20 protein-coding genes are annotated in these 24,584 nt (G+C 66.9%); 11 read left to right on the top strand and 9 right to left on the bottom strand.

What is annotated here, in order from left to right; translation table 11 throughout:
• Positions 1-412 precede the first annotated feature (412 nt).
• The 3 genes from CLM74_RS07020 (at position 413) to CLM74_RS07010 (ending at position 4,041) form a co-directional block, all read left to right on the top strand.
• Positions 413-1,891 carry a DNA-3-methyladenine glycosylase 2 gene (locus tag CLM74_RS07020; protein WP_105163753.1) on the top strand — a complete coding sequence of 493 codons (1,479 nt, stop codon included), beginning with the start codon at positions 413-415 and terminating at the stop codon, positions 1,889-1,891.
• Complete coding sequence (locus tag CLM74_RS07015) at positions 1,888-2,379, top strand: methylated-DNA--[protein]-cysteine S-methyltransferase (RefSeq protein ID WP_025877732.1); 492 nt, start codon at positions 1,888-1,890, stop codon at positions 2,377-2,379. Before CLM74_RS07020 ends, CLM74_RS07015 begins: the two co-directional genes overlap by 4 nt.
• Positions 2,380-2,775: 396 nt before the next feature.
• Positions 2,776-4,041, top strand: coding sequence for an ectonucleotide pyrophosphatase/phosphodiesterase (locus tag CLM74_RS07010; protein ID WP_105163752.1), 1,266 nt, complete (start codon positions 2,776-2,778; stop codon positions 4,039-4,041).
• 83 nt (positions 4,042-4,124) lie between these two features.
• On the opposite strand, the gene CLM74_RS07005 is transcribed toward CLM74_RS07010, so the two are convergent.
• Positions 4,125-4,307, bottom strand: a complete 183-nt coding sequence (locus CLM74_RS07005) for a 30S ribosomal protein THX (RefSeq protein WP_025879339.1) — start codon at positions 4,305-4,307, stop codon at positions 4,125-4,127.
• Positions 4,308-4,417: 110 nt separating this feature from the next.
• Complete coding sequence (locus CLM74_RS07000) at positions 4,418-4,831, bottom strand: MerC domain-containing protein (protein WP_025879338.1); 414 nt, start codon at positions 4,829-4,831, stop codon at positions 4,418-4,420.
• Positions 4,832-4,964: 133 nt separating this feature from the next.
• Between CLM74_RS07000 and CLM74_RS06995 the strand changes: the two genes are divergently transcribed.
• The 5 genes from CLM74_RS06995 (at position 4,965) to CLM74_RS06975 (ending at position 11,401) form a co-directional block, all read left to right on the top strand.
• On the top strand, positions 4,965-7,163 hold the full coding sequence (locus CLM74_RS06995) for a TonB-dependent receptor (RefSeq protein WP_025879337.1): 2,199 nt from the start codon (positions 4,965-4,967) through the stop codon (positions 7,161-7,163).
• Positions 7,164-7,337: 174 nt separating this feature from the next.
• The gene (locus CLM74_RS06990) at positions 7,338-7,769 is read left to right on the top strand and encodes a hypothetical protein (RefSeq protein ID WP_157804341.1); all 432 of its coding nucleotides are present in this window, start codon (positions 7,338-7,340) and stop codon (positions 7,767-7,769) included.
• Positions 7,770-7,987: 218 nt separating this feature from the next.
• Positions 7,988-8,554: a TetR/AcrR family transcriptional regulator gene (locus CLM74_RS06985; RefSeq protein WP_025879336.1), complete on the top strand. Its 567-nt coding sequence runs from the start codon at positions 7,988-7,990 to the stop codon at positions 8,552-8,554.
• Entirely contained in the window at positions 8,554-10,227 is a 1,674-nt protein-coding gene (locus tag CLM74_RS06980; RefSeq protein ID WP_025879335.1) for an MFS transporter, read from the top strand. Before CLM74_RS06985 ends, CLM74_RS06980 begins: the two co-directional genes overlap by 1 nt.
• A gap of 10 nt (positions 10,228-10,237) precedes the next feature.
• Positions 10,238-11,401, top strand: a complete 1,164-nt coding sequence (locus CLM74_RS06975; protein ID WP_032976052.1) for an HlyD family secretion protein — start codon at positions 10,238-10,240, stop codon at positions 11,399-11,401.
• Positions 11,402-11,540: 139 nt separating this feature from the next.
• Here CLM74_RS06975 and CLM74_RS06970 read toward each other — a convergent pair whose 3' ends face one another.
• From CLM74_RS06970 to creB, 7 genes are all read right to left on the bottom strand, one after another.
• The gene (locus CLM74_RS06970; RefSeq protein ID WP_025879333.1) at positions 11,541-12,026 is read right to left on the bottom strand and encodes a Fur family transcriptional regulator; all 486 of its coding nucleotides are present in this window, start codon (positions 12,024-12,026) and stop codon (positions 11,541-11,543) included.
• A gap of 34 nt (positions 12,027-12,060) precedes the next feature.
• Positions 12,061-13,464, bottom strand: a complete 1,404-nt coding sequence (gltX, locus tag CLM74_RS06965) for a glutamate--tRNA ligase (protein ID WP_033830686.1) — start codon at positions 13,462-13,464, stop codon at positions 12,061-12,063.
• Between the two features lie 152 nt (positions 13,465-13,616).
• Entirely contained in the window at positions 13,617-15,173 is a 1,557-nt protein-coding gene (locus CLM74_RS06960; RefSeq protein ID WP_105163751.1) for a M20/M25/M40 family metallo-hydrolase, read from the bottom strand.
• Positions 15,174-15,430: 257 nt separating this feature from the next.
• Entirely contained in the window at positions 15,431-15,841 is a 411-nt protein-coding gene (locus CLM74_RS06955; protein ID WP_099783339.1) for a hypothetical protein, read from the bottom strand.
• Between the two features lie 10 nt (positions 15,842-15,851).
• On the bottom strand, positions 15,852-17,165 hold the full coding sequence (creD, locus tag CLM74_RS06950; protein WP_105163750.1) for a cell envelope integrity protein CreD: 1,314 nt from the start codon (positions 17,163-17,165) through the stop codon (positions 15,852-15,854).
• Positions 17,166-17,246: 81 nt separating this feature from the next.
• On the bottom strand, positions 17,247-18,707 hold the full coding sequence (creC, locus tag CLM74_RS06945) for a two-component system sensor histidine kinase CreC (protein WP_025879328.1): 1,461 nt from the start codon (positions 18,705-18,707) through the stop codon (positions 17,247-17,249).
• Between the two features lie 3 nt (positions 18,708-18,710).
• The gene (gene creB / locus CLM74_RS06940) at positions 18,711-19,436 is read right to left on the bottom strand and encodes a two-component system response regulator CreB (protein ID WP_081794553.1); all 726 of its coding nucleotides are present in this window, start codon (positions 19,434-19,436) and stop codon (positions 18,711-18,713) included.
• A gap of 35 nt (positions 19,437-19,471) precedes the next feature.
• Between creB and rlmJ the strand changes: the two genes are divergently transcribed.
• The 3 genes from rlmJ (at position 19,472) to mfd (ending at position 24,561) form a co-directional block, all read left to right on the top strand.
• Positions 19,472-20,329: a 23S rRNA (adenine(2030)-N(6))-methyltransferase RlmJ gene (gene rlmJ / locus CLM74_RS06935; protein WP_025879326.1), complete on the top strand. Its 858-nt coding sequence runs from the start codon at positions 19,472-19,474 to the stop codon at positions 20,327-20,329.
• Between the two features lie 95 nt (positions 20,330-20,424).
• The gene (locus tag CLM74_RS06930) at positions 20,425-20,970 is read left to right on the top strand and encodes a GNAT family N-acetyltransferase (RefSeq protein ID WP_025879325.1); all 546 of its coding nucleotides are present in this window, start codon (positions 20,425-20,427) and stop codon (positions 20,968-20,970) included.
• 126 nt (positions 20,971-21,096) lie between these two features.
• Positions 21,097-24,561 carry a transcription-repair coupling factor gene (mfd, locus tag CLM74_RS06925; protein WP_105163749.1) on the top strand — a complete coding sequence of 1,155 codons (3,465 nt, stop codon included), beginning with the start codon at positions 21,097-21,099 and terminating at the stop codon, positions 24,559-24,561.
• The last annotated feature ends 23 nt before the right edge of the window (positions 24,562-24,584 follow it).

The following is a 24,584-nucleotide window of genomic DNA, read 5'->3' as shown; positions in this document are numbered from 1 at the left end:
TCCGACCCTGTCATTTCCCGTCCCAGCGACATCCGACATCCCACACAACATTGCGTGGATCCACCATGTCGACCAAGGTCGACATCCACCAAGAGCAGGCCATGCCATCTCGACAGTTCGCGGAAGTCTGTCGAAGGCGGGGTGGGTCCGGTTGCGGGGGCGTGAGCGCCATGGATGGCGCGACCGAGCTTACAGGGACGTACTTGCAGCGTCCCCCGCAACCGGACCCACCCCGCCAACTGACGGAAAGCCAGCTTTCGACGTTGCTTTTGACGTTGCTGTTGCTGTTGCCCTTGCTGCTGCCCTGGCTTGAAGGCCTCCGCGGGTGCCGGGCGCAGCCCGGCCAAGCCCCTCCAGCATCCATGTCCGAATATGGCGAGTACTACCGCCCGCAGGCGCCTAGACTGGCGCCATGGATACCGCACTCGCCCTCGATACTGCCGCCTGCGATCGCGCCCGCCTGGCCCGTGATGCACGCTTCGACGGCGTGTTCTTCACCGCCGTGCGCAGCACCGGCATCTACTGCCGGCCGGTGTGCCCGGCGCCACCACCGAAGCCGCGCAACATCACCTATTTCCCCACGGCAGCGGCCGCTGCGTCCGCCGGCTATCGCCCCTGCCTGCGCTGTCGCCCCGAGCTGGCCCCGCTGGCACAACAGGCGCTGGCCGGACAGGCCGTGCAGCGTGCCCTGGCGCTGATCCATGCTGGCTTCCTGCAGGACCAGCCGGTGGCCGAGCTGGCGGGAAAGATCGGCCTCAGCGCACGCCAGCTGCAACGCCTGTTCGTCGAACGGCTGGGCGCAACGCCAGGGCAGATCCACGCGACCCATCGCCTGCTGCTGGCCAAGCAGCTGCTGACCGAAACCACGCTGCCGGTGACCGACGTGGCACTGGCCGCTGGTTACAACAGCCTGCGCCGCTTCAATACGGCATTCCTGCAGGGCTGCGGCATGGCGCCTACCGAACTGCGCCGCCAACACCACCCCCTGGCCGCCGACGATGGCGGGCTGGTGCTGCGCCTGGGCTATCGACCGCCGCTGGATTTCCCCCGCATGCTGGCCTTCCTGCGCAAGCGCAGCCTGCCCGGCATCGAGCTGATCGGTGAAGACAGTTACCAGCGCGTGCTGGGCACAGCCGAGCGCCCCGCCCTGCTGCGCGTCACCGCCGACCCGAAGCGGCCCGAGCTGCGCCTGCAACTGGGCGCGGTCGACCCACGCCTGATTCCGGACATCGTGCGCCGCGTGCGCCGTGTGTTCGACCTGGACGCCGACCTGCAGCAGGTGCACGCAGCGCTGGGCGATGAACCGCTGTTGGCGCGCGGCATCGCCGAGCGCCCCGGCCTGCGCGTGCCAGGCGGATGGGACGGCTTCGAGGTGGGCGTGCGCGCGGTACTGGGCCAGCAGGTCAGCGTGGCCGCGGCCACCACGTTCGCGCGCCGGCTGGTCGATGCCTACGGTGCGCACCTGCCCGGCATGCCGTCCGAATTCGACCGTCAGTTTCCAGCGCCGGACGTACTGGCCGACGCGCCGCTGGAATCGATCGGCCTGCCACGCAGCCGCGCCGCCACCGTGCGCGCCCTCGCCGCAGCCTGCGCCAGCGGCCAGCTGGACTTCGGGCCGGGGCAGGCACTGGAGGAATTCGTCGCCCGCTGCGTGGCCCTGCCCGGCATCGGCCCGTGGACGGCGCAGTACATTGCCCTGCGCGGGCTCGGCCAGCCTGATGCCTTCCCCGCCGGTGACCTGGTGCTGCAGCAGGTGCTGGGCCACGCGCAGGGCCAGCGCCTCAGCGAACGCGCCACCGAGGCCCGTTCGCAATCATGGCGCCCATGGCGCGCCTATGCCGTGCTGCATCTGTGGCACCTGTCCGGCACTTTCGTTGGAGAACCCTCATGAACCTCTTGTTCGATCGCTTCGATACACCGATTGGTGAACTGACCATCGCCGGGGATGAGAATGGCCTGGCCCACGTTCTGTTCCCGGAAAACCGCCATCCTGCGCGCGGCCGCGAGCACTGGCATTACGCGCCCGGCGCATTGCCGGAGGCGCGCGAACAGTTGCTGCAGTACCTGCACGGTGAGCGCAGCGGTTTCGACCTGGCGCTGGCACCGCATGGCACGCCGTTCCAACTGCGCGTCTGGCACGCGCTGGCGTTGATTCCCTTCGGCCAGACCTGGAGCTACCTGCAGCTGGCGCAGCAGCTGGGTCAGCCGACGGCGACCCGTGCGGTCGGCGCGGCCAATGGCCGCAATCCGTTGCCGATCGTGCTGCCGTGCCATCGCGTGATCGGCAGCAACGGTACGTTGACCGGCTTCGGTGGTGGCCTGGAAACCAAGGCAGCGTTGTTGCGGCTGGAGCAGCGACAGGCACCGCTGTTTGCATGAGGGTTGGAGGCAGGGCTGCGCCCTGCACCCGCTACAAGCCAGAGCAACGTCAACGTCAACATCAACGTCCAAAGCGGGCTATCCGTGGGTGGTCGGGGCGGTGTCGGATTGCGGGGTCGCCGCAAGTACGTCCTTGTAGGCTTGGCCGCGGCATCCATGCCGCGGACACCCCGCAATCCGACACCGCCCCGCCTTCGACAGGTTCCCGGTGACGGCTTGATTCGTTCCGGTAGATCCACGCCATGCGTGGATGGAAGCATCCGTAATCTGTCTTGAGAAGAGCCCCCCTTGTTGTTCAAAGGCGCGGGGATAAGGTGAAATGCGTGGACACGCCAGCGCGCCACAGGCGCGATGGCGTGTCTTGGGTACGTCATTGCTGCGGATTATCATGGCCGGATGACTTCCGTACGCCTGACCTGCACGCTGGCGCTGCTGCTGCCCCTGGCCGCATGCACCACCACGCCTTCGCCTTCGACAACCATCGCTGCACCTGCTGCGGAGGCGAATACGCCGCCCGCCAGCCCGCCGAAGCTGCTGCTGATCTCCATCGACGGCCTGCGCGCCGATGCGTTGGATCGCGGCCTAACCCCGAACCTTCAGCGGATCATCGACGGTGGTGTGCGTGCGCGCTGGATGACGCCCTCCTATCCCTCGCTCACCTTCCCCAACCACTACACACTGGTCACCGGCCTGCGTCCGGACCACCACGGCATCATCAACAACAGCATGGACGATGCCGCGCTCGGTCGCTTCGCGCTGCACGACCGCGCTGCGGTGACCACCAGCGGATGGTGGGGCGGCGAACCGATCTGGGTCGGTGCCGAGAAGGTCGGTGTGCGCACCGCCACCACCTCATGGCCGGGCAGCGAAGCCGAGATCCAGGGCACACGGCCCAGCCAGTGGCGCATTTATGATGCCAAGGAACCGCTGGAGCAGCGTGCGCAGACGGTGCTCGACTGGCTGTCGCAGACCGATGCCGATGCGCCGCGCCTGACCACGCTGTACATGGAGCACGTGGACAAGGCCGGCCACAACTTTGGCCCCGAATCCAGGCAGTACACCGAGGCCATCGTGCATGCCGACCAGGTCATCGGCCAGGTGCTCGATGGCCTGCAGCAGCACGGCCTGGCCGACAGCACCAACGTGATCGTGGTCTCCGATCACGGCATGGCGTCGGTGCCGGAGGGCCAGGTGATCGCCCTCGAATCGATGGTTGACCCTGCCATCGCGCGCAACGTCAGCGCAGGCCAGTCGGTCGGCTTCGCGCCGGTGGTGGGACGCGAAGCAGAGGCCGAGCGTGCCCTGCTCGGTCGCCACGCACACTACGAATGCTGGAAGAAGGAGAACCTTCCGGCCCGCTGGCATTACGGCACCCATCCGCGCGTGCCAGCCATCGTCTGCCAGATGGATGAAGGCTGGGACGCGCTGACGCGCGAGAAGATCGCCAAGCGCGAGCACGCCGATCGCGGCTCACATGGCTACGACAACGCGTTGCCGTCGATGCGCGCGGTGTTCGTCGCCCGTGGCCCTTCATTCCGGCAAGGCCTGGTGATCGACGGTTTCGACAATGTCGACGTCTACCCGCTGCTGGCACACCTGCTGCAGGTGCCGGAAGCGGCCAACGATGGCAACGCGCAGACGCTGCAGAAAACCCTGCGCTGATCGCGGCGCCATGCCTTGGCCATGGCCAAAAAAAAACGCGGCGCCGAGCGCCGCGTTTTTCTTTGGAGCGGTCGGTCGGCGGATCAGCCGGCCTTGGCCACTGCCTTCTTGGCCACAGCCTTCTTCGCCGGAGCCTTGGCCACGGTCTTCTTGGCAACCGGGGCGGCGGCGCCTACGGCGACCTTGCTCGCGGTGTGCGAACGGGCGTTGCCGTAGCTGGCGTTGTAGCGCTTGCCCTTGGCGGTCTTGCGGTCACCCTTACCCATGTCTTCAACTCCTCAAATGTGAAATCTGGTTACCCCGTACTGACACGGGTTCGGCGGGGCCGCCTTGCTGGGCGCCCCCGCGCACGATCAGAAAGCCTACCACGGAGCGCCTAGTGCGCGCAGCTGGCGTCATGCACGTGGCCGTGGTTCAGGCGCAGGTTGACCAGGTGTGCGATGCCGACCAGCAAGCCGCCCAAGGTCATCACCACCGCATGCGGCACCGCGTTGTGGTGCAGCGGGTCGTACAGCACGCCGGCCCACAACGCGACCAGGCCGGGAATCAGGAACGCCAGCGCACGCAGCGCACCGTGCCGCCGATAGCCCCAGACCAGGCTGAACAAGCCCAGCAGGGTCACGAACACCACCAGCGCCTTCTCCACGCCATCGCTGAGCCAGAAGGACAGGCCAAGCGAGGGGGCAGCGGCCAGCAGCAGCGGAATGACCGCGCAGTGCACCGCGCACAGCATCGAACCGGTGGCGCCGAAGCGATCGAGCAGGTGGCGCAGGCGTGAGGGCAAGGGCATGACTTCCAGCAGGGCGGCGAATCGTTATGGAATAATATAACATCGTTTCCCGACCCGCACGGTTCCCCTCCCCCTGTCCCGCCGACGGGATTCGTGCGCCACCCGATTGATACAATGTAACAAAGGACCGCCCATGCCCTCCCGTCACCCTCGCCTCAAGCCGCATTCCCTGGCCCTGGCGCTTGCTGCGCTGCTGCCCTCCGTCGCCTTTGCGGCCTCCGACGATGATTCGCATCGTGACCGCCACCTGACCGAGCTGTCCTCGGTACAGGTCACGGCATCGCCGCTGCAGGGTGATGCCGAATCGCTGGCGCGCCCGGTCGAAGTGCTGGCCGGTGAGCGCCTGGATGAGCAGAAGGCCGGCACCCTCGGTGACACCGTCGCCAAGCTGCCCGGCGTGCAGAGCACCTTCTTCGGCCCCGGCGTCGGCCGCCCGATCATCCGTGGCCAGGAAGGTCCGCGCGTGGCCGTGCTGTCCAACGGCATGGGCAACATGGACGCCTCCACCGTCAGCGCCGACCATGCCACCAGCATCGAGCCGTTCCTGGCCGACCAGATCGAAGTACTGAAAGGCCCGGCTACCCTGCTGTTCGGCAGCGGCGCGATCGGCGGTGCGGTGAACGTGGTCGATGGGCGCATTGCGCGCGAACTGCCGGATCGTCCGCTCAGCGGCCGTGCCGAGCTGCGTGGCAATTCGGTCAACGACGAACGCAGCGGCATGTTCCGCCTGGACGGCGTGAGCGGCAATGTCGTGCTGCACGTGGATGGTCTGGTGCGCAATGGCGATGATTTCCGCATTCCCGGCTACGCGGTGATCGACGGCCTGGAAGACCACCACGATGACCACGACCACGCGGGCGAGGAAGGCGAAGAGCCGCGTCGCGGCCGCCTGGACAACAGTTCCATCCGTACCCGCGCCGGTGGCGTCGGCGCCACCTGGCTGGGCGAAGGCGGCTACTTCGGCGCCTCGGCCAGCACCTACCGCACCAACTACGGCATCCCCAACGGCGCCCACGTGCATGCCGACGGCGATGGCCACGACCATGGTCACGACCACGACCATGGCGAGGAGGAGGAAGGTGAAGAGCACGACGTGCGCATCGACATGGTGCAGAACCGTTTCGAGACCAAGGCCGGCATCTACAACCCGGTATCGTTCCTGAAGAACGTCAACGCGCGCGTGGCCTACACCGACTACGAACACGTGGAGCTGGAAGCTGGCACGCCGTCCACCCGCTTCACCAACCGCGGCATCGAAGGCCGCCTGGAAGCGGTGCAGCAGCAGATCGGCGGCTGGGACGGCGCCTTCGGCCTGCAGTTCGGCAACAGCGATTTCGGCGCCAAGGGCGAAGAAGCGTTCGTGCCCGATACCGGAACCAAGAACATCGGCCTGTTCGTTCTGCAGGAAAAGCAGTTCGGCCCGTTCAAGCTTGAACTGGGCGGTCGCCACGACCAGGTCAAGCTGGACCCGACCGGCGACTACCGCCGCCGCAAGTTCGACGCCACCAACCTGTCGGCCGCCGGTATCTGGAAGCTCAACGACGCGGTCGACCTGCGCATCGGCGTGGACAGCTCCGAGCGTGCACCGACCAATGAGGAGCTGTACGCCGCCGGTGCGCACATCGCCACCCGTTCGCTGGAAATCGGTGATGCCAACCTGAAGACCGAGCGCGGCCAACGCATTGAACTGGGCATCCACACCCACAGCGAGCGCCTGGACTTCTCTGCCGCGATCTACCAGACCAGGTTCAAGGACTTCATCTACCTGGCCGACACCGGCATCACCGAGAGCCTGCCGGTGCGCACCTGGACCCAGCAGGACGCGGTGTTCAAGGGCGCCGAAGCCGAAGCGCTGGTGCACCTGTTCGAAGGCGGCGCCGGTGATTGGGACCTGCGCGTGTTCGGCGACTACGTGCAGGCCAAGCTGGACGGCAACGGCAGCCGCACCCTGGACATCGCCGTGCCGCACGGTGACCACAACCACAACTACAGCGTGGAACTGGCCAACACCGGTTACCTGCCGCGCATCGCCCCGGCCCGTGTCGGCGCCGACCTGCGCTGGGCGAAGGATGGCTGGCGTGCCTCGGTGGGCGCGGTGCGTTACAGCCGGCAGAAGGACGTTGCGCAGAACGAGGAGCCGAGCAACGGCTACACCCTGGTCGATGCGCACCTGGCCTACCGCTGGGACCGCAGCGACAGCAACAGCTACGAGTTGTTCCTGGATGGCAGCAACCTGACCAACCGCGAAGTGCGTCCGCATACCTCGCTGCTGAAGGATTACTCGCCGCTGCCGGGTCGTGGTGTCGCCTTCGGGATCCGCGCGTTCTTCTGATTGATACACATCATCGCAATGAAGCTGGAGGGGGCCGGATGGCCCCCTCTTTTGTCGTATGTGACCTGCATTTGTGAAATCGACATGTCGCCACGGCATCACTTCCTGCCCCTTGGCTAAACTCTTTCAGAATTCGATTTAGCAAACGAACTGAAGGAGGATTTCAACGTGGGCTTGAGCCTTGACGCCGATCTGGAGGCGCGTTTCCTCGCCGCAGCCCAGCGCGGAAGGACCGCGTGGTTGACGGGTGATATTGCGGAGGCGGAGCATCACTTTCTGGAAAGCTGGGAGATGATCCCGATGCCGAAATCTTCGTATGACTACAGCCAGAGCGCCTCTCGCGGAATAGCGGTGTTCTATCGCGATACCGCCCAGTTTGAGAAGGCCGAGGAATGGCTGAAAGTAGCCAGAGCCATTTACGGGCAAGGCGAGGCATCGGAGGAATACATGGACGAACTCGCAGCCACCATCCAGTTCGAGTCCGGCAATCTGGATGCGGCCTACACACTGTTCGAGCCGCAGTACAGGAAATACGGTCGTCGTGTCTTCGAGGGCCATAAGAAGGAGTTCATCGCTTTCATCAAGAGCAGGAAGAAAACTCGATAAGCGGATCAGTCAGCCACTAGCCAGATCCCTTCTGCGCCAGCTTTTCATCCACGCATGGCGTGGATCTACTGCATCCTGAGGGAGCATTCGAACTTCGGTCTTCGTTCCGGCAGGGACCATCACGCATCCGTCACAAAGATGTGCGTACGACAACAAGCGGACAATCCCGTCGCCATCTGTCTCTCGCCATCCGGACATTTGTGTCCGAAAATGAAGCCATGACCACCCAACGTGCCGATGCCGCTGCCCGCCGAGCCCTCATCCTCGATGCTGCCGACCATGTGTTCGGCCAACACGGCGTCACCGCGCCGCTGGACCTGGTGGTCGAGCGTGCCGAAGTCGGCCGCGCCACCCTGTATCGGAATTTCCCTGACCGCACCGCGCTGATCCAGGCGCTGCTGCAGCGCACGGTCGACCGCATCCGCCGCCAGGTCGAGCAGCTTGGCGACCGCGACGACGCCCTGTTCGAGGTGTTCGAAGGCATGGCCCAGCGCATCGTTGATTCGCCGGCACTGGCCGATTACTGGCGCGCGGTCGATTCGGACGTGCCAGCCATGCGCACCGCACGCGAGACCGTGCGCGACCTGCTGGAAGCCCCCATCGCCCGCGCCAAGGCCGCTGGCCTGTGCCGGCCCGACCTGGAGAAGACGGATATTTCACTGATCTCGGGCATGCTGGGGGCGGCCCTGCGCGGCAAGACCCGCGATGAGCGCGCCCAGCTGGCCGGGCGTGCCCTGCAGCTGCTGCGCGGGGGACTCCAGGGAGCAGCCAGCGGGGAACGCTGATGGTGCAGCCGTACCTCAAGCCGGTTCCGGATTGGGAGGAGCACGAGAAGCCGACCATGCCCGGTTCGGCATCGATGCCCTGGCACCCGCCTTATCGGCGTGCAGCCTATGCACTGGTGTCGCTGCTGGTGGCCATCACCGGCGGCCTTGGCAACGCGCTGGTAACGGCCAACCTGCCCTTCCTGCAGGGGCAGCTTGCGCTCACCCCCACCCAGGGCAGCTGGCTGGTGGCTGCCTACGCCATGGTCAACGTGACCGCCAACCTGCTGGCCTTCAAGTTCCGCCAGCAATACGGCATCCGCCTGTTTGCCGAGATCGGCCTGGGGCTGTACGCGGCGCTGGCGGTGCTGCACCTGTTCGTCGGCAGTTTCGAGACCACCATGCTGACCCGCGCCGCCAGCGGTTTCGCCGGCGCGGCCTGCTCGACGCTGGGGACGCTGTACATGCTGCAGGCGCTGCCACGGCGATTCACCGGCAACCTGCTGGTGATCGGCGTCGGCCTGTCGCAGCTGGCGGTGCCGATTGCCTGGATCGTCTCGCCCGGCCTGGTCGATACCGGCCAATGGCACCAGCTGTATTCGTTCGAAGCAGGGCTGGCGCTGTGCGCGTTTGCCGCCGTGGTCGTGCTGAAGCTGCCGCCGGGCATCCAGGTCAAGGCCTTCGAACCGCTGGATTTCCTCACCTTTGCCCTGCTCGCGCCTGCCGTCGCCCTGCTGGTGGTGGTGCTGGCCCAGGGCTACACGCGCTGGTGGTTGAACACGCCGTGGCTGGGCTGGGCGCTGATCGCCTCCATCGTGCTGACCACCACCGCACTGATCATCGAACACTACCGGCGCAACCCGCTGCTGCAGATCCGTTGGCTGTCGACCCTGCCGGTGATGCACTTCATCGTCGGCGCCTTCCTGATCCGCTTCCTGACCACTGAACAGTCCTACGGCGTGGTCAACCTGATGCGCACGCTGGGCATGGGACCGGACCAGATGCGGCCGCTGTTCGTGGTGATCCTGGCCGGCGTGGTCACCGGCATCGCCGGTGCGTCACTGACCTTCGGCCCGAAGCGCCTGATTGCGCAGCTGCTGATGGCGATCCTGCTGCTGGGTGCCGCCGCGTTCTTCGACCAGCACCGCACCAGCCTGGATCGCCCGCACGACTTCTACATCAGCCAGTTCCTGGCGTCGGTGGGCGCCGGCATGTTCATGGGCCCGTTGATCATGCTCGGCATTTCCGCCGCGTTGAAACAAGGCGTGGACCACATGATCACCTTCCTGGTGACATTGTCGATCACGCAGACGCTGGGCGGACTGGCCGGCTCGGCCGTACTGGGAACGTTCCAGCTGCATCGCGAGCAGCTGTATTCCAGCGCGCTGACCAGCCAGCTCGATCCAGCCGACCCGGTGGTGGCACAGCGCCTGCGCATCCAGCAGCAGCTGTACGCAGCGCAGATCACCGACCCGGTGCTGCGCAGTGCCCAGGGCAGCGCGCAGCTGGCGCAGACCACCCGCCGCGAAGCCAACGTGCGAGGCTTCAACGATGTGTTCACCCTGAGCGGTTGGCTGGCAATCGGTTTCCTGTGCTGGTTGCTGCTGCTGTCGCTGCGTACCGCCGTACGCAAACAATGGCGCAAGCGCCATCCTTCCTCCCCCGCTGCGGCTGCGACCGCGGCACCGCGCTGAGTCCACCGTCATGCCTCCCGTCCCGCCCCGTCCAGACGACACCGACGCTGCCGAGAACGTCACCCCGCCGCCGCCCACCGATGCGGCACCGGCGGCGACGCCTGCCGCGCCCGCCGCCGCGCCGAAGTACCTCAAGCCGAGTTCGCGCAGCGTGGTGGTGATGGTGGTGGTGGCCCTGCTGGGCATCGCGCTGATCCTGCGCGCCTGGCACCTGTGGCCGTTCACCAGCACCGTGATGGTGACCGACAACGCCTACGTGCGCGGTCAGATCACGGTGATGGCGCCGCAGGTGAACGGCTATGTGACCGACGTGCTGGTGAAGGACTTCCAGCACGTGAAGCAGGGCGAGCCGCTGCTGCGCATCGACGACCGCATCTACGCGCAGCGGGTGGCGCAGGCGCAGGCCACGTTGGACAGCGCGCGCGCGGCCCTGGCCAATTCGGACCAGTCGCAGGCGCAGAACCGCGCGCAGATTGCTGCGGCGCGGGCCACGCTGTCGGCCGGCCAGGCCGAGCTGCAGCGCTCCCGCAACGAGGCCAAGCGCTACGAGGAACTGGCGGCGCAGCAGCTGGTGTCCATCAACGACCGCGACAAGTTCCGCACCAGCCAGGCCTCGGCGCAGGCCAGCGTGCAGCAGTCGCAGGCGCAGATCCGCATCGCCGAAGAAACCCTGGTCTCGACCCAGGTCTCGCGCAAGAGCCTGGAAGCGCAGGTGGAAAGCGCGCAGGCACAGCTTGAGCTGGCCCGCATCGACCTGGCCAATACGGTGATCCATGCGCCGCGCGATGGGCAGATCAGCGAGGCCAGCGTGCGCGTGGGGCAGTACGTGGCGGCCGGTTCGCAGCTGCTGTTCCTGGTGCCCGACGCATTGTGGGTGGTGGCCAACTACAAGGAAGGCCAGACCTGGCAGATGAAGATCGGGCAGCCCGCCTCGTTCTCGGTGGATGCGTTCCAGGGCCAGGTGCTGCGCGGACGGGTGGAGCAGATCGCGCCGGCCACCGGATCGGAGTTCAGCGTGCTGCGCCCGGACAATGCCAGCGGCAATTTCACCAAGGTGGTGCAGCGGCTGCCGGTGCGTATCTCGATCAACGGGGACCAGGAACTGGCGGCGCGGTTGCGGCCGGGCATGTCGGTGATCGTGCGGGTGGATACCGCGACCAAGCCGATGGACTAGGGCGCCGGCCCGGTGGAGTCGAGCCATGCTCCATGCTCGGCTGCATTGTTATGAAATGGGGTCAGATCCCTTTGCCACTGGCAAAGGGATCTGACCCCAATCCCGAGGAAGCCGGCCAGTGGCCGGCACTACCCTCGCATCAGCCTGCGCAGCGGGCGCAGAGTCCGTGTACTTCCAATGTCTGTGCCTGCGGTTGGAAGCCGAGCTCCTTGGCCCGCTTTTCGAGCTGGGTCACGATCTCGCGGTCTTCCAGTTCCACCGCGCTGTGGCAGCTGTTGCAGATCAGGAACGGCACCGAATGGGCCGCACTGCTGGGGTGGTGGCAGGCCACGAAGGCATTGACCGATTCCAGCTTGTGCACGAAGCCATTGGCCATGAGGAAGTCGAGCGCGCGGTACACGGTGGGCGGGGCGTCAGCGCCCACACCCTTGCCGTTGCGCACCCACTCCAGCAGCTCGTAGGCCTTGACCGGCTTGCCGGCCTCGGCGATCAGCTTGAGCACGTTGGCGCGGATGGGGGTAAGGCGCAGCCCGCGCTCGCGCGAGACACGCTCGACCACCGCCACGAAATCCGAAGCGTCGTGGACATGGTGGTGCGGGGCCGTACAGGCGGTTTTGGCGGACATGCGCGTTCTCCAGTTCGGGCGTGGGCCGCAGGGCTCAGGCCGTTGCTACCTTGGTGATGGCCACATCGATGCGTTTCAAGGCCTGCTCGCGGCCGGCCAGGTACACGGTATGGGAAATGTCAGGGCTGACCTGGGTGCCGGTGATGGCCACGCGCAGCGGCTGGGCGACCTTGCCCATGCCCATTTCCAGCGCGGCGGCTGCATCGTGCAGGGCCACGCCAACGGCCTCGGCGGTCCACTCCGGCAGGGCCGCCAGCAGCTCGCGGGCCTTGCCCAGCGGCAGTTCCGCACCGGCCTTGAAGTGCTTGGCCACGGCCGCTTCATCGTATTCGTTCAGCGGCTGGTACCAGACCACGGCCTTCTCGGCCATTTCCTTCAGGGTCTGCACGCGCTCGCGGAGGGCGATCACCACGTCCACCGGCGCCGGGCCAGCGGCCACATCCAGGCCCAGCTTCTGCAGCTGGTAGACCAGGTGCGGCACGATCGCGGCCGGCTCCTCGGTCTTCAGGAAGTGCTGGTTGACCCAGCCCAGCTTGGCCATGTCCAGGCGCGAGGCCTTGGAATTGCAGTCCTTCACATCGAACAGGTCGATCAGTTCCTGGCGGCTGAACAGTTCCTGGTCACCGTGCGACCAGCCCAGACGAGCCAGATAGCTCAGCAGTGCATCAGGCAGGTAGCCGGCGTCCTTGTACTGCATCACGTCGGCCGCGCCGGTGCGCTTGGACAGCTTGGCGCCCTGCTCGTCCAGGATCATCGGCATGTGGCCGAACTTCGGCACCGGTGCGCCGATGCCTTCGTACAGGTTGATCTGGCGCGGGGTGTTGTTGATGTGGTCGTCGCCACGGATGACTTCGGAGATCTTCATGTCCCAGTCGTCCACCACCACCGCGAAGTTGTAGGTGGGGTAGCCGTCCGGACGGAAGATGACCATGTCATCCAGCTCGCTGTTGGCGATCTCGATGCGGCCCTTGATCAGATCATCGAACACCACCGTGCCTTCAAGCGGGTTCTTGAAGCGGATGACGCGGTTCGGGTCGTCCCTGTACGGCAGGCCCTGCTCGCGGGCAGCGCCGTTGTAGCGCGGCTTTTCCTGCCTGGCCATCGCGGCCTCGCGCATGGCGTCCAGCTCTTCGCGGGTTTCGTAGGCGTAGTACGCCTTGCCGTCGGCGATCAGCTGCTCGGCCACTTCCTTGTACCGGGCGACGCGCTCTGTCTGGTAGAACGGGCCTTCGTCGTAGTCCAGGCCCAGCCACTCCATCGCCTCCAGGATCGCATCGATCGCGCCCTGGGTGCTGCGTTCACGGTCGGTGTCCTCGATGCGCAGCACGAACTCGCCGCCACGATGGCGGGCCTCCAGCCAGCAGTACAGCGCGGTGCGGGCGCCACCGATATGCAGGTAGCCGGTGGGACTGGGGGCGAAGCGGGTGCGGCAGGTCATGGAGGGCTCGAGGAACGGGTATCCCCCGATTTTACCAGCCCTCCGCCCCCTGCGGAAAAAGGGGACGGAGGGGATCAAGTCGCTATTGCCGCATCTGCGGAGACGCTCGGGCAATGGAGGGGAAACACGACTTGATCCCCTCCGTGCCTTTTTCAGGGCTCGGGCTTGCGCGGGAACGGCTGCTCGCGCATGGCAGCGTGGTAGGCGAAGGAGGCAACGATGGCCGCGGCCTGCTTCAGGTCTTCCGGTTCGGCGTGGTCCCAGGTGTCCAGGTGGCTGTGGTGGACGTTGCTGAAATAGTCCAGCTTGTCCTGGATGAACTGGAAGCCCGGCAGGCCGATGCGGTCGAAGCTGATGTGGTCGGTGCTGCCGGTGTTGCGGGTGGCCACGGTGGTTGCACCCACGTCATGGAACGGGGCGAGCCAGGCTTCGAAGATCGGCATCGCCGCCAGGTTTTCCTGTGCGTAGATGCCACGGAAGCGGCCCGAGCCGTTGTCCATGTTGAAGTAGACCTGGAACTTGCCGTAGTCGCGGGTCTTCTGCAGGGCACCGGTCGGTTCACGCAGCGAGGCCGGCAGCGCCTTCTGCGCCGGGTCGGTGGGCTCGGGGAATCGACCGAAGTGCTTGGCCACGTACGCCTGCGAACCGATCAGTCCCTGTTCCTCGCCACTCCACAGCGCAACCCGGATGGTGCGCTTGGGCTTGGCGCCGCTGGCCTTGAGGATGCGCATGGCCTCCATCATCACCGCCACGCCGGCGGCGTTGTCGGCCGCGCCGGTGCCGCTGTGCCAGGAATCCAGGTGCGCGCCGATCATCACCACCTCGTCCGGCCTGCTGCTGCCACGGATCTCGGCCAGGGTGTTGTAGCCGGGCTGGTCGGCCTCGTCGGTGAAGCGTGCAGCCACATCCACGCGCAGGCGCACGCTCTGCTTGGCTTCCAGCGCGCGTACCAGCGGATTGAAGTGCTCGGCGATCATCGCCAGTTCGGGAATGCCGACCGCTTCACCGGCCTTGCGCGAGCCGCCACCGGCCACGCGGATGATGCCGTTGTCCCAGCTGCTGATGCTGATCGAGGCCAGCGCGCCTTCTTCAACGAAGAATGCGTTGACCTTCGCCGCCAGCGCCTGCTTCTCCTGGTATTCCTTCACCCGCTTGGCGCGGTCGGCGGCCACGTCCTTGTCCTTGGGCAGGGTGAATTCCTGCAGGCCTTCCAGCGAGGTGGCGTCGTGCCGGTGCGAATCGGCGTCGGTGCCGCGCTTGTATTCGCGTGCCTCGCCCAGCAGCAGGATCTTTCCACGCAGCTTGCCGCGATATTTCTCGATGTCCTCGGGCTTCTTGATGTCCACCTGCACCAGGTCGCCCTCGACCGGGCCATTGGTGCCCGGCGTCCACGCCTTGGGCAGCGCATGCAGTGGCTGCACGCGATCGCCCAGCATCTCCACGCTGGCCGAGGTGAATTCCCAGCCACGGCCGAATTCGTCGAAGGCTTCGTCATGGACATTGTCCAGCTTCCATTCGCTGAACTTGCCGCGGGTCCAGGCGTTGGCACGCCCCATCGCCGGCGAATTGGTCAGGCGCGGCCCGATGCGTTCTGTGAGGTAGCTGAAGGTATCCATCACCTGCGACTTGTGGAACGCCTGCTGGCGGATCTTGCCGACCATGTCCAGGTCCACCGGCTCGCGCTGCTGCGCCACCGCATTGCCACCCATCGCCAGCGCTACTGCCAGCACGCCCCACTTCAGCCCGCTCCACGTCAACACGCCGCACCCCTGCCCTTCGGCTTGATCATCATCCGCTCGAGTCTAGCCAGCCGGGGCGCCCGGCCCCCGTCCCATCGGTCATGGGCATCTGCTAGATCCACGCCATGCGTGGATGGCGCCTTCCCACCGAAGAGCGGTGCGGACCAAGGTCCGCACCCACCAGAGGCCCCTTAGAACCACGCCACGCGTGGATGGGCCTTCCGCTGTCACCCCTTCCACCCCAGCCACAGCTGCGCGCGTTCGGGCAACAGCAGCAGCCAGTGCCGCTGGTCGATGCTGCTGCAACCAAACACCGCCGCATGTTCCGGCCAGTCTGCCGGCAACCCGTCGATGCCGATCTCCGACAATGCCGCGGCCCCGGCCTTCCATGGCCGGTAACGGGGCACCTTGCCGGCGAGCGCGCCGCGTCCGTGCCGCGCCTCCCGCAACCAGTCCAGCCCGCGCCGCTGCAATCCTTCGCAGGTAATGGCGGCCAGCTGGAAGCGGACCAGGCCGGGCGCGATCCGTGCCCCCGGCAAGGCCGCCAGTACCCCATGGGCCTGCAGCAGTGCATCCACCTCCAACAGCGCGGGAATGCCCTGTCGTGCCCGTTGCTGCAATCCTTGGCGCCAGCCCATGGCGTGCTCCTTACTTCTGCTCGGCCAGGGCGTACCAGTCAACCCGACGGGTCACCCACATCGCCAGCGCGAGGATCACGAACAGCAGCAGCGAGCCCATCAGCAGTGCATTGTTTTCCGAGACCAGCAGCCCATACAGCGCGCCGTACAGCACCGTCAGCATCGCGGCGAAGCCCAGGCCCCGCTTCCAGTGACCCAGCACATTGGCCAGGTACACCGCCTGCAGGCTGATGCAGGCCAGCGCGGAAACCAGGTAGGCCTGCCAGAAGGCGATGTGCTCGGACAGGCTGATCAGCAGCAGGAAGAAGATCGCCAGCGCCAGGCCGACCATCAGGTACTGCAGCGGATGGATGCGCAGCGACTTGATCAGTTCGAACAGGATGAAACCAACGAACGTCAGCACCACGAACAGCACGCCGTACTTGGACGCGCGGTCGGCCTGGGTATAGGTATCGACCGGGTCGACCAGCGAAACCTGCACCGCCTGCGCATCCAGGTCATCGCCCTCGCGCAGTCGCTGCTGTGCGTCCGATGCCAGCGAGGACACTGCCCAGCGTGCATCGAAGCCCTGTGCATCCACACGCCGCTCGTTCGGCAGGAACGCACCGGCAAACGACGGGTGCGGCCAGCTTGACCGCAGCGCGATCTGGTTGTCATCGCCCACCGGCACCACCGACAGCGAGCGGCTGCCATCGAGCTGCAGTTCCAGTTCCACGCTGCTGGCCGCCAGGGTGCCTCCGGTGCGGGCGATGCCCGTGATCGGTGCATGCAGCCCACGTCCCAGTGCGGATGCGCCGGCCACGCCCGGCAGCAGCTTGACCTGCTGTCCATCAACCCGCAGGTTCGGCGTACCAACCAGGCCACGTGCATCGGACACGCCCAGCGCGATGTAGGCCTCGCCATAGGTCATGCCATCGTGCTCCGGGTAGTCGTCCTCGCTGAAGGTCGCCTTGAGCTGGCCATTCCAGCTGTACACCGGCACCTTGAACAAGCCGACCGAGCGCTGGCTGGGCAGCAGCTCGCCACTGATCTGCAGGGTGGCCGGCGGCTGCAACCAGTAACCCTGGGTGGTCTGCAGCTCGGTCTTCTTGTTGCCCTGCGCATCGACCACTTCCACCTGCTCGCGCTTGGACCACGGCACCACGCGCACCGGCCCGACCACGCGCTGGGTACCGGCACGGCTTTCGGCCACCCGCGAGTAGGCCTCTTCGCGATAGGCGCTGCGCTCGGTGATGACGCTGCGGATCAGGAACAGCGGGATCAGCAGCAGCAGGATCAGGCCGCCGACAATGGCGAACCGCAGCAGCATCTTCAGGGATTTCATCGTCCGTCCTCGTTGGAGAGGACTGCAGGATGGACGGCTGCGGTGAGCAGGGTTTGTGGCGAATTTGAAGCGGGTGTGAAGTCAGCGCCGCAGACGTTGGCCCGGTATCGCCAGCGGCAGCCACAGGCTGGCCACGGTGCCGCCGCCTTCGCGCGGCTGCAGGCTGGCGCGGCCGTCATGCAGGCGCACCACTTCCTGCACGAAGGGCAGGCCGAGGCCGGAACTGCGGCGGCCGGTGCCGGGTCGGGCCAGCGAATAGAAGCGCTCGAACACGCGCTCGCGTGCGTAGTCGGGAATGCCCGCGCCACGGTCGGCAACCTGCAGGCGTACGCCCTGCCCGTCCAGTTGGGCATCCAGTTGCACCTGTGCCCCGGGCGGCGAGAACGCAATGGCGTTGTCGATCAGGTTGTGCAGCGCTTGCCGCAGCAGATAGCCATCGCCCTGCACGCGCAGGTCGGGGACCTGCTCGATATGCAGCTGGACACCTGCGGCCTGCGCGCGCACCTGCGCCGCCGCCGCGGCTTCCTGCAGCAGCACCGGCAAGGCGATCGGATCACGGGTCTGCAACCAGCCGTGCTGCTCGACCTCGGCCAGCGCCAGCAGCTTGTCGATGGTTTCTGTGAGCCGTTCCTGCTGGTCGACGATGCTGCGTGCGAAATGCGCACGGTCGGCGTCGGCCATCGGCTCCTGCAGCAGTTCGGCGGCACCGCGGATCGCCGCCAACGGGCTTTTCATCTCGTGGGTCAGCGATTGCACGTACTGCTCGACGTACGCCTTGCCTTCCAGCTTTCGCCGCATGGTCTCCAGCGCCTGGCCAAGATCGCCGATCTCGTCGCTGCGCCGCTTCGGCGGCGGCACCGGTTCACCGGCGCTGACCGCGCGCGCATAGCGGCTGAGCTGGCCCAGGCCGTTGGTCAGCCACATCGTCACCAGCACGCCCACCAGCGCCGACAGACCGATCAGCCACGCACCGCGCTCGATGATGGCGCGCTGGCTGGCGGCGATGAACGGATCGATGCTGCGGTTGGGCTGGGCCAGGCTGAGCACGCCGATCAGCGTGCTGCCATCAGCCGGGTCGTACACCGGCGCGGCTACGTGCATCACCGTGTTGCTGTCATCGCCCGGCGTTTCCGGGCTGGAGCGCGCACCGTATTCGCCGCGCAGGGTGCGGTAGACATCGTTCCAGCGCGAATTGTCGCGGCCCACGTCGCGGCCCAGCGAATCGTAGATCACGATGCCCTTGGCGTCGGTGATCGTCACCCGGTAGTCCAGCGCACGCTTGGGGAAGCGCCAGACCATCGCCTTCAGGTCGCGCTGCCGGGCCTTGGCCAGGTTGCGGGTGAAGGTGCCGTTGCGGATGGTGCCGGCCTTGACGTCGGCGGCGGCCATTTCCGCCAGCACGTTGGCCGCATCCACCAGGGTCGATTCCATCGCCTGGCGCACGCCCGGCTTCACTTCGTTGACGAACACGCGCATCACGAAGAACGCGGCGATGCCAACGATCAGGAAGAAGCCCAGGAACAGTTTCAGGACCAGACGCACGCGTCAGACCTCCAGGGCGTAGCCGAGGCCGCGATGGGTGCGGATCGGCTCACCGCTGGCGCCGGCCGCACGCAGCTTGGCGCGCAGCGTCTTGACGTGGGTGTCGACGGTGCGGTCGGCGCTGTCGGCGGCGCTGTCCCAGCCACGGTCCATCAACTGGGCACGGCTGAGGATCGCGCCGGGGCGCTGCAGCAGCGCCTCCAGCAACGCATATTCGTAGCGGGTCAGGTCCAGCGCATGGCCCTGGAAGCGGATGCGGCGGCCATCGCGATCGATGGCGAAGGCACCGTGTTCCTGCCAGCCGCTCTCGACGGACGGCGCCACCGCAGCGGGCGTGGCACGCCGCAGCCGGGCACGCACCCGCGCCACCAGCTCGCGCGGCGAGAACGGCTTGGCCATGTAGTCGTCCGCCCCCAGCTCCAGGCCCAGTACGCGGTCGAGTTCGTCGTTGCGGGCGGTCAGGAAGATCACCGGCACCTGCGCCACCGGCCCCGTCAGGGCCCGCAGCCGGCGGCAGACCTCGAAACCACTGAGGTCCGGCAGGCCGACATCCAGCACCACCAGGTCGATATCGCCGGCCTGCAGCTGCTGCAGCGCCTGCCCGCCCAGCAGGCAATGGCTGGCAGCGTAGCCTTCGCTGCGCAGCGCATAGAGCACGGTTTCGGCGATGGCCGCTTCGTCTTCGACCACCAGGACATGGGTAACAGGGGCTGTCATGGCGCGCAGCATAGCCGCTGCGGCCCTTGCCCCGTACACTGCCGCCCATGAACTATCGCCACGCCTTCCACGCCGGCAACCACGCCGATGTCCTCAAGCACATCGTGCAGCTGGCCCTGATCGACAGCTTCAAGCGCAAGGACAGCCCGTTCTTCGTGCTCGACACCCACGGCGGTGCCGGCCGTTACCTGCTGGCCAGCGAAGAAAGCCGCAAGACCCTGGAAGTCGAATCCGGGGTCATGCGGCTGATGGCCCAGCCCAAGCTGCCCGAGGTGGTCGAGCGCTACCTCAAGGCGGTGCAGGCCGACAATCCGGTCGGCGCGATGATCGCCTACCCCGGCTCGCCGCTGCTCAGCGCGCAGGCCATGCGCCCGCAGGACCGCATGGCGGTGTGCGAGCTGCAGGAGGATGAGGCCGCTTCGCTGAAGACCCTGTTCGCCCATGACAGCCGCGTCGGCGTGCACCCCGGTGACGGCTATGCGCTGCTGCGCTCGCTGCTGCCGCCCAAGTCCAACGGTGCCAAGATCGGCCGCGGTCTGGTCCTGATCGACCCGCCCTACGAAGCCCAGGACGCCGAGTACCAGGCGATCCTTGCCGCGCTGGCCGAGACCTTGGCGCGCTGGCCGCAGGCCACCTGTGCGGTCTGGTTCCCGATCAAGCAGCGCCGCACCATCCTGCATTTCCTGCGCAAGGCCACCGCACTGCCGGTGAAGTCGGCGATGACCATCGAGTTCCTGGTCCGCCCGGACGACTCCCCGCTGCGCCTCAACGGCAGCGGCATGCTGGTGCTCAATGCCCCCTGGCAGTTCGACCGCGTGGTCGGCCCGGCCCTGCCGGCCCTGCGCCAGCATCTGGGCGAGCCCGGTGCCAGCACCCGCCTGGACTGGCTGAAGACGGCCGAATAGGGGCCTTCACGAGGCTGTACGACCGTGAGCCTTTCGTTCACGGAATGCAGCCCCGGTGATGACACAATCGATGGACCACCAAGGAATCACCCGGTATGGCCACTCGCAACCGCATGCCGCCCTGGCATGAGATCTTCAAGGCTCCCAGCGGCCACGAGCTGCTGATCCGCCCCATCCGCCCCGAAGATGGCGCGCCGCTGCAGGCCGCCTTCAGCCTGTTCGGGCCGGAAGAAATCCGCGACCGTTTCCTGCAATCGGTGACCGAGCTGTCACCGGAAACCACCCAGCGCCTGACCCATCCCAACCCGAAGACCGAGATCACCCTGGTCGCCGCCGAGTCGCTGCCGGCCGGTGAGGCCGTGGTCGGCGCGGTGGCCCGTGCCTCGATCATCCCCGGTACCCGGGAAGCCGAGTACGCGATCCTGATCAGCCGCTTCCTGATCGGCCAGGGCCTGGGCCGCCAGCTGATGCGCAAGCTGGTGAAATGGGGCCGCGGCAAGTACCTGGACCGCCTGTATGGCGATGTCGCCGCCGAGAACGAGCCGATGAAGCAGCTGGCCGCCTCGCTGGGCTTCAAGCCGGTCCCCCATCCGAACGGGGCCGAAGGCCTGGTGCGGATGGTGCTGGAACTGGACAACTGACGGCAGCGCCGGGCCCTGCCCGGCGATGTTGATCCGACCGCTGCGCTCGCCGGGCATGGCCCGGCGCTACCCCGGTCACGTAACGATCATGGGCCTGGCAGGGGCTTCTGCTAAAATCCGCGGTTCATGTCGCGTACTCAATACCCCGCCCCGCCGCTGCCACGTGCCGGCCAGCTTCGCGCCTGGTGGCGCGCCCCCGCCTCGCCCACTGCCCTGGCCTGGTATCTGGCCCAGGCAGCGCGCACGCATGACGCACCGCTGCTGGTGGTCGCCCGTGACAACCACGGTGCCAACCAGATCGAAGCGGATCTGCATACCCTGCTGGGAGGCGACCCGAGCCTGCCGGTGGTGGCGTTCCCGGACTGGGAGACGCTGCCCTACGATCGCTTCAGCCCGCACCCGGACATCATTTCGCAGCGCCTGTCGGCCCTGCACCGCCTGCCCACGCTGAAGCGCGGCCTGGTGGTGGTGCCGGTGCAGACCCTGCTGCAGCAGCTGGCTCCCCGCAGCTATGTCATCGGCGGCAGCTTCAATCTTGAAGTCGGCCAGCGCCTGGACCTGGAAGCGGAGAAGCGTCGCCTGGAAAGCGCCGGCTACCGCAACGTGCCGCAGGTGATGGACCCGGGTGATTTCGCCGTGCGTGGCGGCCTGCTTGACGTCTACCCGATGGGCGCCGATGAGCCGCTGCGGGTGGAACTGCTGGACGAGGACATCGATTCGATCCGTGCGTTCGATCCGGAAAGCCAGCGCTCGCTGGACAAGGTCGAGGCGGTGCACATGCTGCCCGGCCGCGAAGTACCGATGGACGACGCCAGCATCGCCCGGGTGCTGGCGACCCTGCGCGAGCGCTTCGACGTCGATACCCGACGCAGCTCGCTGTACCAGGACCTGAAATCGGGCCTGGCCCCGGCCGGCATCGAGTACTACCTGCCGCTGTTCTTCGAGCGCACCGCCACCCTGTTCGACTACCTGCCTGCCGGCAGCCTGCCGGTCGTCTGCGTGGGCGCCGCTGAAGCGGCAGAGACGTTCTGGACGCAGACCGGCGAGCGCTACGAGCAACGCCGCCATGACGTTGAACGGCCGCTGCTGCCACCGTCGGCGCTGTACCTGTCGCCGGACCTGCTGCGCGAGCGTTTGAACGACGCACCGCGCATCGAAGTATGGGCTGCCGATCACGCCCGCATCGCCGAGGCGCATGCGCTGGGCGACCAGTCGTTGCCGCCGCTGCCGGTGGCCGCGCGTGAAGCACCGGCCGGTGACGCGCTGAAATCCTTCCTTGGCCATTACCCTGGCCGGGTGCTGATCGCCGCCGATTCGCCGGGCCGTCGCGAGGCCCTGCTGGAAGTGCTGCAGGCCGCCGAGCTGAAGCCACCGGTGGTGGCCGATCTGCTGTCCTTCCTGGCCAGCGACGAACGCTTCGCCATTGCCGTGGCGCCGCTGGAAGACGGCTTCGCCCTGGATGTGCCGCACATCGCGGTGCTGACCGAACGCCAGCTGTTCCCCGAGCGCGCCGGCAGCACCCGTCGCACGCGCCGCGCCGGACGAGAGCCGGAAGCAATCATCCGCGATCTGGGCGAGCTGACCGAAGGCGCGCCGATCGTGCACGAGGACCATGGCGTCGGCCGCTACCGCGGACTGATCGCGATGGACGTCGGCGGCATGCCCGGCGAGTTCCTCGAAATCGAGTACGCCAAGGGCGACCGCCTGTACGTGCCGGTCGCACAGCTGCACCTGATCAGCCGCTATTCCGGCGCGTCCGCCGAAACCGCGCCACTGCATTCGCTGGGAGGCGAGCAGTGGAGCAAGGCCAAGCGCAAGGCCGCCGAGAAGGTGCGCGATGTGGCCGCCGAACTGCTGGAGATCCAGGCCCGCCGCCAGGCGCGTGCCGGACTGGCACTGCAGGTGGACCGCGCGATGTACGAGCCGTTCGCCGCCGGTTTCCCGTTCGAGGAAACACCGGACCAGCTGGCCGCCATCGACGCCACCCTGCGTGACCTGGCCAGCAGCCAGCCGATGGACCGCGTGGTCTGTGGCGACGTGGGCTTCGGCAAGACCGAAGTTGCCGTGCGTGCCGCGTTCGCTGCCGCCAGCGCTGGCAAGCAGGTGGCGGTGCTGGTGCCGACCACGCTGCTGGCCGAACAGCATTACCGCAATTTCCGCGACCGCTTCGCCGACTATCCGATGAAGGTCGAGGTGCTGTCGCGCTTCAAGAGCACCAAGGAGATCAAGGCCGAGCTGGAAAAGGTCGCCGCCGGCACCATCGACGTCATCGTCGGTACCCATCGCCTGCTGCAGCCGGACGTGAAGTTCAAGGACCTGGGCATGGTCGTCGTCGACGAGGAGCAGCGCTTCGGCGTGCGCCAGAAGGAGGCGCTGAAGGCACTGCGCGCCAACGTGCACCTGCTGACCCTGACCGCTACGCCGATTCCGCGTACGCTGAACATGGCCATGGCCGGCCTGCGCGACCTGTCGATCATCGCCACCCCGCCGCCGAACCGGCTGGCGGTGCAGACCTTCATCACCCAGTGGGACAACGCGCTGCTGCGCGAGGCCTTCCAGCGCGAGCTGGCACGCGGTGGCCAGCTGTATTTCCTGCACAACGACGTGGAGAGCATCGGCCGCATGCAGCGCGAGCTGTCCGAGCTGGTGCCCGAAGCGCGCATCGGCATCGCCCATGGGCAGATGCCCGAGCGCGAGCTGGAAAAGGTGATGCTGGACTTCCAGAAGCAGCGCTTCAACGTGCTGCTGTCGACCACGATCATCGAATCGGGCATCGACATCCCCAACGCCAACACCATCATCATCAACCGTGCCGACCGCTTCGGCCTGGCCCAGCTGCACCAGCTGCGTGGCCGCGTCGGTCGATCGCACCACCGCGCCTATGCCTACCTGGTCGTGCCCGACCGTCGCTCGATCACGCCGGATGCGGAAAAGCGCCTGGAAGCGATCGCCTCGATGGACGAACTGGGTGCCGGCTTCACCCTGGCCACCCACGATCTGGAAATCCGCGGCGCCGGCGAACTGCTGGGCGAGGACCAGAGCGGGCAGATGGCCGAAGTCGGCTTCAGCCTGTACACCGAACTGCTGGAACGCGCAGTGCGCAGCATCAAGCAGGGCCATCTGCCCGACATCGATGCCGGCGAAGAAGCGCGGGGCGCCGAGGTCGAGCTGCACGTGCCGGCGCTGATTCCGGACGACTACCTGCCGGACGTGCACACCCGCCTGACGCTGTACAAGCGCATTTCCAGCGCGCGCGACAGCGATGCGCTGCGCGAACTGCAGGTGGAGATGATCGACCGCTTCGGCCTGCTGCCGGATGCGGCCAAGAACCTGTTCGCCATTGCCGAGCTGAAGCTGCAGGCCAGCTCGCTGGGCATCCGCAAGCTGGACCTGGGCGAGAACGGTGGCCGCATCGTGTTCGAATCCAAGCCGAACATCGATCCGATGGCGGTGATCCAGCTGATCCAGAAACAACCGAACCTCTATGCCATGGACGGTCCGGACAAGCTGCGCGTCAAGCATCCGCTGCCGCTGCCCGAAGACCGCTTCAATGCCGCGCGGGCACTGCTGTTGACCCTGGCCCTGCGCTGATCGATCTGCAGGGTGCCGGTCCG

Source organism: Stenotrophomonas sp. MYb57 (genome assembly GCF_002966815.1).
Classification (GTDB): domain Bacteria; phylum Pseudomonadota; class Gammaproteobacteria; order Xanthomonadales; family Xanthomonadaceae; genus Stenotrophomonas; species Stenotrophomonas indicatrix.
This window is presented reverse-complemented; position numbering and strand designations above follow the sequence as displayed.